At 65.6% G+C, this 14,873-nt stretch carries 16 protein-coding genes and 11 tRNA genes; 8 read left to right on the top strand and 19 right to left on the bottom strand.

Annotated elements, in window-relative coordinates; all coding sequences use genetic code 11:
* Positions 1-129 precede the first annotated feature (129 nt).
* The gene (locus BN4332_RS33265; protein WP_160110884.1) at positions 130-270 is read right to left on the bottom strand and encodes a hypothetical protein; all 141 of its coding nucleotides are present in this window, start codon (positions 268-270) and stop codon (positions 130-132) included.
* A 177-nt stretch (positions 271-447) separates the two neighbouring features.
* Positions 448-1,362 (bottom strand): ribonuclease Z, encoded by a 915-nt coding sequence (locus BN4332_RS18610; protein WP_066900465.1) that lies wholly within the window; start codon positions 1,360-1,362, stop codon positions 448-450.
* Positions 1,363-1,475: 113 nt separating this feature from the next.
* Between BN4332_RS18610 and BN4332_RS33725 the strand changes: the two genes are divergently transcribed.
* Positions 1,476-1,637, top strand: coding sequence for a hypothetical protein (locus BN4332_RS33725; protein ID WP_096866940.1), 162 nt, complete (start codon positions 1,476-1,478; stop codon positions 1,635-1,637).
* Between the two features lie 16 nt (positions 1,638-1,653).
* On the opposite strand, the gene BN4332_RS18620 is transcribed toward BN4332_RS33725, so the two are convergent.
* The 14 genes from BN4332_RS18620 to BN4332_RS18680 all read right to left on the bottom strand — a co-directional run bounded on the left by BN4332_RS18620 (position 1,654) and on the right by BN4332_RS18680 (position 4,068).
* A complete protein-coding gene (locus BN4332_RS18620; protein WP_066900467.1) occupies positions 1,654-1,905 on the bottom strand; it encodes a hypothetical protein in 252 nt (83 codons plus the stop codon).
* A 64-nt stretch (positions 1,906-1,969) separates the two neighbouring features.
* Complete coding sequence (locus BN4332_RS18625) at positions 1,970-2,434, bottom strand: nitroreductase family deazaflavin-dependent oxidoreductase (RefSeq protein ID WP_066900469.1); 465 nt, start codon at positions 2,432-2,434, stop codon at positions 1,970-1,972.
* A gap of 55 nt (positions 2,435-2,489) precedes the next feature.
* Positions 2,490-2,563 (bottom strand) — tRNA-Arg (locus tag BN4332_RS18630).
* A gap of 11 nt (positions 2,564-2,574) precedes the next feature.
* Positions 2,575-2,648: transfer RNA gene (locus tag BN4332_RS18635), tRNA-Arg, on the bottom strand.
* Between the two features lie 52 nt (positions 2,649-2,700).
* A tRNA-Gln gene (locus tag BN4332_RS18640) sits at positions 2,701-2,772 on the bottom strand.
* A gap of 12 nt (positions 2,773-2,784) precedes the next feature.
* A tRNA-Gln gene (locus tag BN4332_RS18645) sits at positions 2,785-2,858 on the bottom strand.
* Positions 2,859-2,865: 7 nt separating this feature from the next.
* Positions 2,866-2,950, bottom strand: a tRNA-Tyr gene (locus BN4332_RS33270).
* Between the two features lie 67 nt (positions 2,951-3,017).
* Positions 3,018-3,512 (bottom strand): HNH endonuclease, encoded by a 495-nt coding sequence (locus tag BN4332_RS18650; protein WP_066900471.1) that lies wholly within the window; start codon positions 3,510-3,512, stop codon positions 3,018-3,020.
* Between the two features lie 47 nt (positions 3,513-3,559).
* Positions 3,560-3,631: transfer RNA gene (locus BN4332_RS18655), tRNA-Val, on the bottom strand.
* A 5-nt stretch (positions 3,632-3,636) separates the two neighbouring features.
* Positions 3,637-3,713, bottom strand: a tRNA-Pro gene (locus BN4332_RS18660).
* Between the two features lies 1 nt (position 3,714).
* Positions 3,715-3,790: transfer RNA gene (locus tag BN4332_RS18665), tRNA-Trp, on the bottom strand.
* Between the two features lie 27 nt (positions 3,791-3,817).
* Positions 3,818-3,889, bottom strand: a tRNA-Lys gene (locus BN4332_RS18670).
* Positions 3,890-3,903: 14 nt separating this feature from the next.
* Positions 3,904-3,976: transfer RNA gene (locus BN4332_RS18675), tRNA-Lys, on the bottom strand.
* Positions 3,977-3,984: 8 nt separating this feature from the next.
* Positions 3,985-4,068: transfer RNA gene (locus BN4332_RS18680), tRNA-Leu, on the bottom strand.
* 495 nt (positions 4,069-4,563) lie between these two features.
* Here BN4332_RS18680 and BN4332_RS18685 point away from each other — a divergent pair.
* From BN4332_RS18685 to BN4332_RS18700, 4 genes are all read left to right on the top strand, one after another.
* The gene (locus BN4332_RS18685; RefSeq protein ID WP_066900676.1) at positions 4,564-5,085 is read left to right on the top strand and encodes an orotate phosphoribosyltransferase; all 522 of its coding nucleotides are present in this window, start codon (positions 4,564-4,566) and stop codon (positions 5,083-5,085) included.
* Positions 5,086-5,234: 149 nt separating this feature from the next.
* The gene (locus tag BN4332_RS18690) at positions 5,235-7,289 is read left to right on the top strand and encodes a toprim domain-containing protein (RefSeq protein ID WP_066900473.1); all 2,055 of its coding nucleotides are present in this window, start codon (positions 5,235-5,237) and stop codon (positions 7,287-7,289) included.
* A gap of 11 nt (positions 7,290-7,300) precedes the next feature.
* On the top strand, positions 7,301-9,463 hold the full coding sequence (locus BN4332_RS18695; RefSeq protein ID WP_066900475.1) for a DNA gyrase subunit A: 2,163 nt from the start codon (positions 7,301-7,303) through the stop codon (positions 9,461-9,463).
* Between the two features lie 71 nt (positions 9,464-9,534).
* Positions 9,535-10,473, top strand: coding sequence for a MerR family DNA-binding transcriptional regulator (locus BN4332_RS18700; protein WP_066900678.1), 939 nt, complete (start codon positions 9,535-9,537; stop codon positions 10,471-10,473).
* 82 nt (positions 10,474-10,555) lie between these two features.
* Here BN4332_RS18700 and BN4332_RS18705 read toward each other — a convergent pair whose 3' ends face one another.
* Positions 10,556-11,536, bottom strand: a complete 981-nt coding sequence (locus BN4332_RS18705; protein WP_066900477.1) for an SDR family NAD(P)-dependent oxidoreductase — start codon at positions 11,534-11,536, stop codon at positions 10,556-10,558.
* 95 nt (positions 11,537-11,631) lie between these two features.
* On the opposite strand from BN4332_RS18705, the gene BN4332_RS18710 reads away from it, so the two are divergent.
* Complete coding sequence (locus tag BN4332_RS18710; protein ID WP_066900479.1) at positions 11,632-12,309, top strand: TetR/AcrR family transcriptional regulator; 678 nt, start codon at positions 11,632-11,634, stop codon at positions 12,307-12,309.
* Between the two features lie 42 nt (positions 12,310-12,351).
* Here the strand turns inward: BN4332_RS18710 and BN4332_RS18715 are convergent, their stop codons facing one another.
* Positions 12,352-12,738, bottom strand: a complete 387-nt coding sequence (locus BN4332_RS18715) for a DUF6463 family protein (RefSeq protein WP_066900481.1) — start codon at positions 12,736-12,738, stop codon at positions 12,352-12,354.
* A 73-nt stretch (positions 12,739-12,811) separates the two neighbouring features.
* Between BN4332_RS18715 and BN4332_RS18720 the strand changes: the two genes are divergently transcribed.
* Together BN4332_RS18720 and BN4332_RS18725 are read left to right on the top strand one after the other, a co-directional pair.
* Positions 12,812-13,426: a TetR/AcrR family transcriptional regulator gene (locus BN4332_RS18720; RefSeq protein WP_200820314.1), complete on the top strand. Its 615-nt coding sequence runs from the start codon at positions 12,812-12,814 to the stop codon at positions 13,424-13,426.
* Positions 13,427-13,551: 125 nt separating this feature from the next.
* A complete protein-coding gene (locus BN4332_RS18725; protein WP_066900485.1) occupies positions 13,552-13,947 on the top strand; it encodes a DUF6463 family protein in 396 nt (131 codons plus the stop codon).
* A gap of 65 nt (positions 13,948-14,012) precedes the next feature.
* On the opposite strand, the gene BN4332_RS18730 is transcribed toward BN4332_RS18725, so the two are convergent.
* On the bottom strand, positions 14,013-14,870 hold the full coding sequence (locus BN4332_RS18730) for a phosphotransferase family protein (RefSeq protein WP_074133112.1): 858 nt from the start codon (positions 14,868-14,870) through the stop codon (positions 14,013-14,015).
* Positions 14,871-14,873 lie beyond the last annotated feature (3 nt).

Here is a 14,873-nt window from a genome sequence, read left to right on the forward strand (position 1 = left end):
AAACGCCACCGAAGGTTCACCCGATCGATGAGGGGTCTCTGGCTCGGTCGCCCGAGCGGCATGCCCAGCCCTGCCGCCAGAGTCCGGGATCCCGGGCCGACGCTGGTCAGCGTTGGTCCGGGATCAGTTTTACCTGTCGATCAACGCCAAGAGCTTCAGAGGTGCGGCAGCGATGAGGACGGCGACGAGGGCCGAGAATGCCAGCCCCAAGAACGCAGCCGTGATCGCGATGTACATGGCAGTTGCCAGCCGCTCAAAAACACCACTCATGAAGCAACCTCTACAGACGAACTGACTCTTTTGCAGTGCCGTCCCCTCAACGGGTGATCGCGCACACCGGAGACCTTAGGTGGCCCGCCCACCAGGCAAGGATTACGCAATGTAACGAATCCGGTGGAATTGTTGACACTCTGACAAGTAGGCGAGCGGCATGGCAGCGAGCAGCCGTCACGCCCGCCGGGGAACCGGGATCCGCATCAGGTCCTCGGCCGCGATCACCTCGCCGTCGAAGACGTCCGCCGCCTCGTCACGGTGGCGCCAGGCATCCTCGTACCGTTGGGAGAAGTGCGTGAGCACCAGCCGTCGCACTCCTCCAGCGGCGGCGACCTGCCCGGCCTGTCGTGCGGTCAGATGCCCGTAGCGCGAGGCCAGTTCGGCATCCGAGTCGAGGAAGGTCGCCTCGATCACCAGTAGGTCGGCATCCTCGGCCAGCGTGAAGACCGCGTCGCACAATCGGGTGTCCATGATGAAGGCGACTCGCTGTCCCCGTCGCGGCTCGCTCACCTCGGACAGCGGCACCCGCCGGCCACCGACGTTCACCTCCCCGGTCCGCTGTAATTGCCCGACGGTTGGTCCGGCGATGCCGAACCGTGCCAACAACTCGGGCACCATGCGCCGGCTGTCGGGCTCGATGAGCCGGTAGCCGATCGACGGCACCGAATGATCGAGCCGACGTGCCTCAAGCCGGCCGAAGGCGCCCTCGGCGACCGGACCGTCGGCCTCGACCGGATGCTCGCGGACGTCGAGCGTGTCGTGGAAGACGCTGGCATGCCGGAGCCGGGTGAAGTACTGCTGCCCCGAGGCCGGGTAGTACGCCCGCAGCGGATGTGGAGCGCGATCCAGCGACATACGCTGCAAGACCCCGGGAACGCCGAGGCAGTGGTCACCATGGAAGTGGGTGAGGCACAACCGGGTGACGCTGCTGGCGGCGACGCCTGCCAACAGCAGCTGTCGCTGGGTGCCCTCACCGGGGTCGAACAACAGGCCCTCGCCGTCCCAGCGCAACAGATACCCGTTGTGGTTGCGGTGGCGGGTGGGCACCTGGCTGGCGGTACCGAGCACGATCAGCTCGCGGATCGACACGTTTCCGACAGTACGGTTCGGGTCAGCTCAGGCAATCCCTTACCGCGGTACGTGCCAGGTTTGCCGGGCCGGTGTTCGGGTATGCCCCGGCGAAGCGCCGAGCAGGAGGCCAGATGGATACCGAAGATGCGGATCGCACCGGCGAGGACCCTGAATACGATCCAGATGCCGATCCCGAGATGATGCAGCCGCAGCGCCTACGGCCCCAGCCTGACCAGGCGGAGGGCGCCGACGACCCCGCCGAAACCGGTGGGCCGGGCTCCGGCGCCGACTGATACCCGAAAGCGCCGTTCAGGCACCGAGATTCGATACGGCCGAGTCCAGCTTGGCGGCCTCTTCGGCCAGCTGTTCCTCGGACAATTGCGCGCCGCGGCTCTGCTCGATCAGATCCGAACGGGCGGCCACCCGCATTGCGCCGCGGTACTCATCAGACTCGAGTTGTTCAGCGGACACCACCTCGGTGTGGCCCTGAACGAGCACCAGCACGGCGTCGGCAACATCTGAGGCCAGCAGCCGTCGCACATCGTCAGCCGAGATTGTCATGGGTGGTTCCTCACCTTCGTATGGTGTTGGCCTGCCCTACTGCTATGCCCGTTCGCGTTCTGTCCTATTCGCCGGCCCGCTCCACCTCGAAGACGGGAATGGTGCGGCGCATGGCTGCCTGGTACTCGCCGAAGAATGGGTGCTTCTCCACCAGGACAGCGAAGATCTCGTCACGTTCGTGGGTGTCCAGTTCCCGGACGGTGGCGGCGAACGACTCGCCGGCCACTTCGGCGGTCACCGAGGGGTTGGCCCGCACGTTGAAGATCCACGCCGGCGGGGTCTCCTGCCCGCCGTTCGAGCCAGCGACGTAACGGCGCCCTTGATGGTCGATGTAACCCAACGGCGTCAGCCGTTGTCTGCCCGATTTGGCCCCCTGGATCGTCAGGATCAGCACTCGCATCTCCGAATCCGGGACACCGGGAAGCACGCCGCCGTTGGCTCGGAGCGAGGCGATCATGCGGTTGTTGTGGGCTTCCACCCCATCGTGCGAAAGCTCTTTGTACGTCTCGGACGTAACCCCCTCGGTCATGCAGCCACCGTACCGAGAAAACTGGAACGTGTTCTAAAAAATTCGGATTTGTGGGCACCCGCGGCCGGACTCGAACCAGCTACCTCCTGCTTCGTAAACAGGCGCTCTCTCCGTCTGAGCTACGCGGGCATCGCGTGCCGCGCCCCTGGACGGACTCGAACCGCCAACCTTCGCCGCCGGAGGACGACGCTCTGTCCGATTGAGCTACAGGGGCATGGACACAGGTGAGGTGACGAACGGGATGCGAACCTGTCTCCCCACCCTCGTTGACCCGCCAGGATTCGAACCTGAACCGGCTGAACCAAAACCAGCCATGCTGCCAGTTACACCACGGGTCAAAGATATCAACGCTGCCCGCTCAGGATTCGAACCTGAAACCTTCTGGCTCAGAACCAGACGCAGCTACCAATTGCGCTAGCGGGCAAGGAAAGTGGTCTGCGCGGAGGGATTCGAACCCCCTGAGCCGAAGCAACTGGTTTACAGCCAGCCGTGACACGCCGTCGTCACCGCACGCAGGTAGGGGCGGGGCGGACGACTCCCGTTTGATCTGGTCGCCCGCCCCGCCGGGCGAACCGCTTGTCGATCAGGCCATCTCCGGCACGCGGTAGCGGTCTCGGTCGCGGGGCTCGTAGGGCTCCCAGAGCAGTCGCATCCCGGCCTCTTCGGGAGTGCGATTGCCCTTGCGCCCGTTGCACGGAGCGCACGCGGCGACGAGATTGAGCCACGTGTTCTGGCCACCGCGCGACTCGGGCACCACGTGGTCCAGCGTGTCACCGTGCCCACCGCAGTAGACGCAGATGTAGCCATCGCGTTCCAGCACACCTATCCGCGCCGCCCGAGCACGAGGCCGGTGCGGAACGTGGACGTATTCGCGCAGTGCGACCGACACGGGCAGTTCGATGACCGTCGACGGGCTCTGGATGTGGACCACGGGGTCGTGGCGCTCGATCACGTAGACCGAGCCCCGCAGCAGCAGCCGAACGGCCTCCTGCCAGGTCACGTGGCTCAGCACGCGGTAGTCGGCGTTGTACACCGTCACAATTCGTTGACGGCTTCTGTGTTGGCGAAAGTGCTTCATGACCGCGTGCCTCCTTTCTCGTTGTCGTCGCGGACAGGTTGTCGACGTACCCCCGGGGAGATTCGAACTCCCGCCATCCTCGTTGTAAGCGAGGCGCTCTCCCGCTGAGCTACGGGGGCCAATGTGGTCGAGATGGCACGATTCGAACGTGCAACCTCCTGGACCCAAACCAGGTGCGCTCCCAAGTTGCGCCACATCCCGTTGGCACGGACGGAGGGACTCGAACCCTCAACCTGCGGTTTTGGAGACCGCTGCTCTTCCAATTGAGCTACATCCGTCGATGTTGTGCAGAGCATGAACATCGGTGCGCCGTGAGGGTTTCGATCCCCCGTCCCCAGATTAAGAGTCTGGTGCTATCCCAACTCAGCTAACGGCGCGTGCGACTCTTCGGTGGGTCGCCCGGGACTCGAACCCGGAACTCATGGGTAAAAGCCAAGAGTGATACACGATTTCACCAACGACCCCATCCAAGTGCGCTCGGCAGGAATCGAACCTGCATGCCCGTGTGGGCACCCGGGTCTGAGCCGGGCGCGTATTCCAGTTCCGCCACGAGCGCGGATGCCATCACTATGAAGTTTTCAAGTACCGGCAGGACAAGGCATTCAGCCCCGCCACGCCGCAGTGCACGTTGGTCGTGCGCTTTGCTGGAAACAGCATGCGCCGCCGAGAAGGGGTTGTCGAGTGCATTTTTCGCCGAATCATGTTGTTTACCAACAAAATTGGGCGCGCTGAACTACAGCGACGTCAGGCGACGTCCCTGCCAGCGACAACAGCGAGGTTGAGATATTCATGAGATTGTTTTTGTGGCCCCGGCTTCCGGCCTGCGCTCACACCCATCGGTCGGGTCGAAGTCGGTCGACGAAGCGACCGGAGGAAGAACGTGGGCCATGTGACGCCTTCGGCGCCGGCCGTGCCAGCGCACGACAAACTCGCCGTGGATGCTTCCTGCATCCCGGCGAGCAGAACATAGTCGTCGCAGTGATCGGCCACGCCGTCACGGTAGTACCGCGTTAGGCCAGGTACCAGCGATTTTTGCGGCACCATGAACAACATGGACCGCGAACTGCTCGCCCGCGACGTGAACCGCGCCTGCCGCCTTCAGGGACGATTTCAGCTGCGGTCAGGCCAGATCTCGCACGAGTACTTCGACAAGTACCTGTTCGAGTCAGACCCGCGGTTACTCCGCCGCGTGTGCGAGGCCATGGTTCCGCTCATCCCCGCTGATACCGATCTGCTCGGCGGCCTGGAACTCGGCGGTGTTCCACTGGCCACAGTGCTGAGCCAACTGACTGGGATACCAACGCTGTTCGTCCGAAAAGCCGCCAAGACCTACGGCACCTGCAGGCTGGCCGAAGGCGCCGACATCGACGGAAGGACGATCACCCTCGTCGAGGACGTCATCACCACCGGCGGCGCCGTGAGGGACGCCACCGAGGCGCTGCGCCGCGAACGCGCCACCGTCTCGACCGTCATCTGTGCGATCAACCGAAGCCCCGATCCCGCCACTGTGCTGGGTGACGTCGGACTGACCGTTCACGCTGTCTTGACCAAAGCCGACCTCGACACCGCCTGACCCGGCCTGGGCGGCTGACCTCGTGAGTTAGGCAAATCACGCGTCACCGGCGACACCCGTGGCCGTGGTGGTGGGTGGCTGTCTGTCTGCCAAGGCACAATGCTTACGGCCGCCCGCCAACCGGAGCGGCCTGGTTGGAAGGGACAGCAGTGAGTTACAACGCCTCAGACATCACCGAGCTCGACGATGTCCAGCACACGCGGCTGCGGCCGGCGGTGAACCTGGGGCTTGACGTACTCAACACCGCGCTGCGTGAGCTGGTCGACAACGCCATCGAAGAGGTCGCCGACCCGAGCCACGGCGGGTCCACCGTCACCATCACCCTGCACGCCGACGGATCGGTGAGCGTCGCCGACGACGGCCGCGGTCTGCCCGTCGACTCCGACCCCGCCACCGGGAAGAACGGCATCGTCAAGACCCTCGGCACCGCGCGGGCCGGCGGCAAGTTCTCCGCCCACACCGATGCGGCCAGCACCGGCGCCGGCCTCAACGGCATCGGCGCCGCGGCGGCGGTGTTCATCTCCGCACGGACCGACGTGACGGTGCGCCGGGCCGGGAAGACGTACGTGCAGTGTTTCGGCCGGGGTTATCCCGGGACGTTCGAAGGCAAGGACTTCGACCCGGACGCCCCGTTCACGCGCGCCGACACGCAGAAACTGCGCGGCACCGGCAACCGCAAGCCCGATGCGCACGGCACCACGGTGCGCATCCTGTTCGACACGGCCGTGGTGCCGGATTCCACCGTGGACATCGGCGAGGTCCTGCTGCGGGCGCATGCCGCGGCCCGGATGTCGCCGGGCGTGCACCTGGTCGTGGTCGACGACGGCTGGCCGGGCGAGGAGATTCCGCCGGCGCTGCTGGAGCCGTTCAGCGGTCCGTGGGGCAGCGACACCNTTCCGTGGGGCAGCGACCCCTTGCTGGACCTGAGGTGCACCACCGCAGGCAAGCCGTGGCCCGTCGTGCGGGCCGTCGTGGAGGGCCGCGGCGAGTACACCACCGGCCGCGGCCCGACCCCGTTCCGCTGGTCGCTGACCGCGGGACCGGCCGAACCGGCGACCGTGGCCGCGTTCTGCAACACCGTGCGCACCCCCAACGGCGGATCGCACCTCACCGCCGCGATGAAGGGGCTGTCCGAGGCGCTGGCCGACCGCGCATCCCGGATCCGCGATCTGGGCCTGGCCAAGGGTGAGGACGGCCCAGAGCCACAGGACTTCGCCGCGGTCACCGCGCTGGCAGTGGACACCCGCGCCCCGGACGTGGCGTGGGACTCCCAGGCCAAGACCGCGGTGTCCTCGCGGTCACTGAATGTGGCGATGGCCCCGGACGTGGCGCGCAGCGTGAACATCTGGGCGGCCAACCCCGCCAACGGAGATGCGGTGTCGCTGTGGACCAAGCTGGCGCTGGAATCGGCCCGCGCCCGCCGCAGCGCCGAAGGCGCCAAGGCCCGCTCCCGCGCGGCATCCAAGGCCAAGGGACTGGGCACCAATCTGTCGCTGCCGCCGAAACTGCTGCCCAGCCGGGAGACCGGACGCGGATCGGGCGCCGAGCTGTTCCTCTGCGAGGGCGACTCCGCACTGGGCACCATCAAGGCCGCTCGCGACGCCACCTTCCAGGCGGCATTCCCGCTGAAAGGCAAGCCGCCCAACGTCTATGGCTTCGCCGTGAGCAAGGCGCGCGCCAAGGACGAATTCGATTCGATCGAGCGCATCCTGGGCTGCGGAATCCGCGACAGCTGCGACCCCGAGCAGTGCCGTTACGACCGCATCCTGTTCGCCTCCGACGCCGACCCCGACGGCGGCAACATCAACTCCAGCCTGATCTCGATGTTCCTGGATTTCTACCGCCCGCTGGTCGAGGCCGGGATGGTCTATGTGACGCTGCCGCCGCTGTTCGTCGTCAAGGACGGTACGCAGCGGATCTACTGTCAGGACGAGTCCGAGCGCGACACCGCCGTCGCCCAGCTGAAGGCCACCTCCAAGCGCAAGGTCGAGGTGCAGCGCAACAAGGGTCTGGGCGAGATGGACGCGGACGACTTCTGGAACACCGTGCTGGATCCGCAGCGCCGCACCGTCATTCGGGTGCACCCCGACGACAGTGAGAAGAAGTTGCATCACACCCTGTTCGGCGGGCCACCGGAAGGCCGGCGCACGTGGATGGCTGATGTCGCCTCCCGCGTCGACACCTCCGCACTGGACCTCACCTAGGAAGAAATACCGTGACCGCCACCCTGGACGTTCCAGAGCAGAACCAAGACCTGGTGCTCGACCAGAGCGCCGACGACTACTGGAATCACTACCAGCTGACGTTCGCGCTCTACAGCGTCAGCGACCGCGCGATCCCGTCGGCGTTCGACGGACTCAAGCCGGGCCAGCGCCGGCTGCTGTACCAGATGCACGATTCGAAGCTGTTCCCTGGCAACAAGCCGCAGAAATCGTCGAAGATCTGCTCGGCGGTGACCGGCAACCTGCATCCGCACGGCGGCGCCTCGATGTACGGCGCCGCGGCACTGATGGCGGCAGAGTTCCAGCGCGTCAAAGTCATTGACGGGCAAGGCGCTTTCCCGCGCATTCAGGGCGACATCCCGGCCGCCGACCGCTACACGGAAATGCGGCTGTCCGCACCGGGTGCGGCGCTGACCGCCGAACTCGACGATCACGCCGTGCCGATGGTCTCGACGTTCGACGGCGAATGGACCGAACCGACGATGCTGCCGGCCCAGTGGCCGGTGCTGCTGTGCAACGGTGCGGTGGGCATCGCCGAGGGCTGGGCCACCAAGGTGCCCGCGCACAACCCGCGCGAGGTGATGGCCGCCTGCCGGGCGCTGCTGAAAACCCCGAACATGACCGACGACCGGCTGGTGAAGCTCATCCCCGGCCCCGACTGGGGCTGCGGGGCCACCGTGGTCGGCACCGCCGGGCTACGGGAGTACATCACCACCGGACGTGGCCAGCTCACCGTGCGCGGCACCGTGTCCGTCGACGGTAAGAACTGCGTGATCACCGAGCTGCCGCCCGGTGTCGCGAGCAACACCGTGCAGGACCGGATCCGGGCACTGGTCGAATCAGGTGAGCTGTCGGGTGTGGCCGACATGTCGGACCTGACCGACCGCCGCAACGGGCTGCGGATCGTCGTCACCGCGAAGCGCGGCCACAGCGCCGAGACCATCCGGGAGCAACTGCTGGCGCTGACCCCGCTGGAGTCGACGTTCGCCGCCAGCCTGGTCGCGCTCGACGAGGATCGGGTGCCACGCTGGTGGAACGTGCGCGAGCTGATCGGCGCGTTCCTGCACCTGCGTGACTCGGTGGTGTTGCACCGCAGCGAGTACCGGCTGGAGAAGGTCACCGCCCGGCGCCATCTGGTGGCCGGCCTGATGAAGATCCATCTCGACATTGACAAAGCCGTCGCGATCATCCGAGCCTCCGACACCGTCGACGACGCCCGTCAGGGTCTGCAACAGCAGTTCAAGATCGACGAAGAGCAGGCCAATTACGTTCTGGCGCTGCAGCTTCGACGGCTGACCAAGCTCGATGTGATCGAGCTGCAGGCCGAGGCCGACAAACTGGACGCCGAGTTCGCCGAGCTGACCGAACTGGTGTCCAACCCGGACGCCCGCCGCACCGTGATCGACAAGGAACTGGTCGAAACCGCCAAACTGTTCAAAGGGCCCGAATTCGACCGCCGCACCGTGCTGGATGCCGAGGCCACGCCGGTGACCTCTGGCGCCGACGAGGACGGTCCGCGCGAGCGCAAGGTCAACGCCGCCTGGCGCCTCGATGACCGCGGGGTGTTCTCCGACAGCCACGGAGAGCTGCTCACCTCGGGTCTGGGGTGGGCGGTGTGGACCGACGGACGGGTCAAGTTCACCACCGGCAACGGCTTGCCGTTCAAGATCCGCGACATACCGGTGGCGCCGGATATCACCGGGCTGCTGTGCTCCGGGGTGCTCCCGGACGGCTATCACCTGGCGCTGGTGACGCGCCGCGGCAAGATCCTGCGCATCGATCCGGCCGCGGTGAACCCGCAGGGTGCGGCCGGCAACGGTGTGGCCGGGGTGAAGCTGGTGGCAGGCGATCCGGAGGACACCGTGATCGCGGCGCTGCCCGTCACATGCCAGAACGGCGAGGCCATCCTGTCGATCTCCGAAAAGGGTTGGAAGGTCACCGAAGTCGCCGATATTCCGGTCAAGGGCCGCGGCGGGGCCGGGGTGGGTTTCCACCCGTTCGTCAGCGGCGAGGATGCGCTGCTGTCCGCCACGATCTCGCCGACCGGGTTCGTGCGCGGCAAGAGGGCGGTGCGAGCCGAGAACCGGGCGAAGGCCTCGGTCAAGGGTTCCGGCGGCAATGAGGTGACGCCCGCGCCGTCGGAGTCCAGCAACTAACTGGGCCCACCGGCCGATTCCGTTTGACCTTGCCCCAAGGGGCAAGGTTTAGCGTTGTCGACATGAGCGACATGACGATCGGCGAGCTGGCGCGGCGCACCGGCGTGACCACCAAGGCTGTTCGCTACTACGAGTCGTTGGGCCTGATCAGCCCAGACCGTTTGGCGAACGGCTACCGGGTCTACGACCTCGACGACGTCCGTCTCGTCGACGAGATCAAGTCACTGCACCGGTTGGGAATCCCGGTCGAACGGACCCGGCCGTTCCTCGAATGTCTGGCTGCCGGGCGCGCGCATTCCGACGAATGCCCGTCTTCCCTGGCGAGCTATCGCGACGTCATCGACGACCTCACCGAGCGCATCGAAGAACTCTCCGCGAAACGCTCGACGTTGATCACTGCCCTGAACGTGGCAGCATCGCGGAGCGGCACCAACAGTAAAGACGCGTCCGATTATCTGACGTTGCCGGCCGATCTCCCCGTCCCCGAAGACGACCACGCCACAGACCATTTGATCGGCACCACGATGCCGGCAATCGCACTGAAGAGTACGTCCGGCAAGACCATCGGCCTGAACATGCTGGGCGACCGGCGCACCGTCATCTACATCTATCCGCTGACCGGCCGGCCGGGCACCGACCTTCCGGACGGGTGGGATTCGATCCCCGGGGCACGGGGATGCACCCCCGAATCATGCGGATTCCGCGATCACTTCCGCGATCTCCTGGAAGCCGGCGCCGGACGGGTCTTCGGGTTGTCCAGCCAGGACACCGCCTACCAATCCGAAGTGACAGAACGTCTTTCGCTCCCATTCGACATGCTGTCCGACCCCGACTTCGTTCTGGCCGACGCGCTCAGGCTGCCCACGTTCGAGGCCGGTGGCAACCGACTGTTCAAACGACTGACCCTGGTGGTCCGCGCCGGTGTGATCGAGCATGTCTTCTACCCAATCTTTCCACCGAATGAACACGCCCAACAGGTGCTCACCTGGCTGCGGGACCACCCGCAGTAGCTTCTCAGGCCTGCGCCTCCTTCGCATAAAGGTCCGCCGCGGTGTCACGGCTGGTCCTGTCGCCTCCGAACTGCCCTGTCGCTCAGCGCTTGTCAAGCTCGGCGTTGACCATCGCCTCGAAGTCGTCGCGGCCCTGGCCACCTAACGCGCCTCCGAGCGCGGACGCCAACCGGTCGAACGGGTCCTCCAGCGGCAACGCGGTCAAGTTCTCCGCCAGTTCGGGAACCGTCCAAAGTCCGGCGTCCTTGTTGATCTGCGCACCACGCGTCCAGCCGTGGTTGACCGTGATCGATCCGCCGCGCACCGACAAGACCTGGCCAGTCAGTGGGCACCCCTCGCTGACCAGATATGCAACGAGTGGAGCCACCACGATCGGGTCCTTCGGGTCCAGTTGCCCGTCTGACGGTCTCTGGTCCATGCCGGGAACCGAGTTCGTCAATCGACTGCGCACCATCGACGGGCTGACGCAGTTGACTCGGACCCCCAGCCGCCGCAGTTCCAACGCGTGCACCATGGTCATCGCCGCGACTCCAGCGTTCGCCGCCGCGTAGTTCGTCTGCGTGGGCAGCGGATTGAGCAGGCCCGAACCCGACGCAGTATTGACGATGGCGCGGTCGGCGCGCACTCCTGCATCCACCCGACTGCGCCAATACGCCGTGGCCCAGCGACTCACGGCGAAGGTGCCTTTCAGCTTGACGGCGACGACGTCGTCAAATTCGGCTTCGGACAACCTTTCCAGGCCCTTGTTCACCTCGATGGTGGCATTGTTGACGACCGCGTGCAGGTCGCCGAATTCCGCCACGGCCAGGTCGATCATGCGCCGGGCATCCGCCCAATCGGTGACGCTGCCAGTATCTGCCACCGCGCGCCCGCCCCGCGCGCGGATCTCATCGACCACCGCGGCGGCAACGCGTTCGTCGCCCCCGTGTCCATCGATTTGCACGCCCGGGTCGTTTACCACCACGTTCGCGCCGGCGGCCGCAAGATACAGCGCCTCGGACCGACCGATCCCGCGGCCCGCCCCGGTCACAAGCACTGTCCGTCCAGTCAGTTCGCCCGTCACAAGTCCCGTCTCCTCTCTGCCACCAGCGCCATCGTTACACTGAGTGTACTATTGCACTTAGTGTATTGATGGTGCGAGCGCATTATTCTGTCCTCATGCCGGACGAACTCGGACGTCGCGAACGCAAGAAGGAACTCACCCGGCAAGCACTGGTGGACGCCGCCGTCCGCCTATTCACCGAACGGGGCTACGACCAGACCGGCGTGGCCGACATCGCCGAAGCCGCCGACGTCAGCAAACGCACGTTCTTCCTGCACTTCCCCACCAAGGAGGACGTCCTGCTGGGCGACGCCGGCATGAGGACCGACCTGGCCGTGCGGGCAGTCGAGGAACGACGACCCGGCATGTCGATACGCGAGGTGCTGGAAGACGTAACCAGGACCATGATCGCCAACACGGCTAGTGGCGACCTGGTGAACGGGGTAGCTGCGCTCCGGGCCCAGCTCGTGGTGACCACGCCCGCAGTTCAATCCCGGGTATTGCACACAGTTTTCACCGCTCAGACCCGGATCGCCGCGGCGTTGCGCGACGCGTACCCGGAAACGCTCGATGACACCGTCGCCGCCAGCATCGTGGGTGCGCTGACCGGTGCCATCAGTGCTGCCGCCGTCAACAGCCTCCAACGGGGGGAATCGGCCGAGCAGACCCGCGCCGCGATGCACCGCGCAGCCGAAATCGCCCTCCAGTACGCGGAATCACTCGACACGCCCGCAACCAGCCCACATTCGGCTGTTCCGGATTCCCCGCGGAGCAAGCGGCGCTCCACGAGGTAGACAGCTCCAGCTGCGCTGCGAGACAGGCATTTTCCGCCATACTCACTGAGTCTCGGATGCGTGAGCCCGACGCACCCCAGCCAGCAGCAGACCCGATGCCACCAAGAGTATCGGCCAGGGCGTGAACGTCAGGACCACAGCGCCGACGACTGCCCAGGCCGCCAGCACCCACCCAACAAACGATGGGGGCGTGATGCCTCGGCGGTGCAGCCACAGCACCATGAGGCCGACCAACACGAGCGGAATCCCGAAGCTGTCGACGGAAAGCCAGAATGCACTGTTGGCCGCACTCATATTGGCCAGGTCGTCATGCCGCAGCGCACCACCGAACCACTCTCCCAGATAACGCGCAGCGCCTTCGATCGTCAGCGCACCCACAGTGTGCGCCGCACCGAAGAACACGATCAGCCAACCGGCCCATCTGATCATTTGGAACTCCAATGCTCGTCGCCCGTCGCCACCAGGATCTATACAGTACTGTATAACCCCTGGCCACCATCCTATGACGGGAGGGCCTGCGACGACGGCGAGGTGCATCAGTCCAGTGGGGACACTACGTACGCCACGTGAAAAGTGGATCGAGGCGGGGTTGACGATGCTGGCGGCGCATGGCGTTGACGCCGTGCGCATCGACGTGTTGGCCAAATCTCTTGGTGTGACCAGGGGCGGGTTCTACGGCTATTTCGCAGACCGCGGCGCGCTGCTGACCGAGATGCTGAGCACATGGGAGCGCGAATGCGTCGACGAGGTCATTCGCCATGTTCAGGACGGACAGGAGAACGTTCTCGACCAGGTCCGGCTGGCCGGGCAACTTACTTTCGCCACCGACCGCCTGCTTGCCATCGACCTGGCGATCCGCGATTGGGCCCGCCGTGACGAGGACGTCGCCGAACGCCTTCGACGCGTTGACAACCGGCGCATGCAGCTCCTGCGAGAGGCGATCAGCACGTTCTGCCCCGACCCCGACGAAGTCGAGGCCCGCTGCCTGCTGGCATTCTGCACGGCCATAGGCCGGCACTTGCTGGCCGCCGATCATCCCGGCCGCACTCGCGACGAGGTCGTGGCCAACGCGGCCGACCTCATCCTCGGCCGTGCACCTGAAGACCGTTCCAGCTGAACAGATCCCATACCGACGATCCCGATTAGGAGCCGTGTACGGGCTTGCCAACTTCGAAAGACGGCATGCCCTCTAGCAGCTCAACAGCATGTGGTGATTACGAAGGAGAACAGGACGTGCTCGCAATGTGGGTGCCGCGCTTGATCATCGCGACGGCCATCATTCACTGTGCCTACGGTTTGGTTCAGCCCAACGAATGGGCCAATATCATTCGCGACGGTGTTGTCGCGTCCGTTGTCGACACTGACAGCGCCGATTATTTCGCCCGTGACGCCAGCGTCTGGTTCATGATGGGCGGTATCGCATTACTGGCGATCGGGGCGCTCACACGCTACGCCGTGATAGAAACCGGTCGCATACCAGCGAGCGTCGGATGGTTCCTGGTGGCGATGGGAATTCCGTTGACACTCATCTACTTTCCAGTAACCGGCGGCTGGCTGGTGTTGGCGATCGGTGTTATCGCACTGTTGGCAGCGCGCCGCGGCTCTGGGACGGCCAAGCCGCCGACGCGTACTAGTTAGCCGATCCGATCAGGATTCCGCGGCGCATCGGCATGACTGGACTCCGTTTTCGCCCCAGGTGTAGCTCAGCGGTAGTCCGCCAGCCCGTCGGCGAGTTCTTCCGCGTCGCCGTCGCGAATCGCCGAGAGGGCATGCTGCAGAGCGAATGTGTCGCGGATCGCGGCAATACGGGCCAGCAGCGCGCGGTTTGACCAGTCACCGAGGGTCAGCACTCGATTCAGGAACTCGCGGCTGTAGCCGGCACCGATCGCCGCGAGATCCTCGGCCTGGTCGCCGAGGGTCACATCGTCCCAGTCGAGGACTCCGGCAAGGTGCGGCATGCCGTTCTGCCATACCCACACCACATTCTCGGCACCGAGGTCGCCGTGTACCACAGCTTGCGTGAGGTGTGGAAGCTTGTCGAGTGCTGCGAGTTCTCGCTGCGCCCGTAGCCGCCCACTGTGGGACATCAGCCCGAACAGCTCCGCCTTGACGCTTTCGGCGAACTGATGCCACCGGTCTTCCCGGTTCTGTGGGAGCACTGCTCGCGCTGTCGCATCGGCGCCGGCTCGGGACAGAGCCCTCAGCAGGGTGACGTATTGTGCCGCCACGGTTTCGGCCACTCGTTCGTCGTCGAGTGCGTCGTTTTCGAGGGGCTGCCCGGGGATCCGGGTGAGCACCAAGAATGGTGTCCCGTTGCCGCCGTGGGCCTCACCCTGGAGCAGGGGCTCGGGTGTGCGGAAGCCGAGGTCGAGGCCGGCAAGTGTGCGCAGTGAGGCCGCCCGCCTGGGCAACCGGCCAGCGGCTGCCCGGGTGCGGGGAAAACACACGACGCGATCTGATCCGATGACCACGGTGTGGAATTGCCCTTGGCGTACCGACAGGGCGTCGGGGTTATCGCCGGGCAGCAGACGGCTCAGCAGAGAGCGGTGTGTGGCAACGATGTT

The organism is Mycolicibacterium houstonense, assembly GCF_900078665.2.
GTDB lineage: Bacteria > Actinomycetota > Actinomycetes > Mycobacteriales > Mycobacteriaceae > Mycobacterium > Mycobacterium houstonense.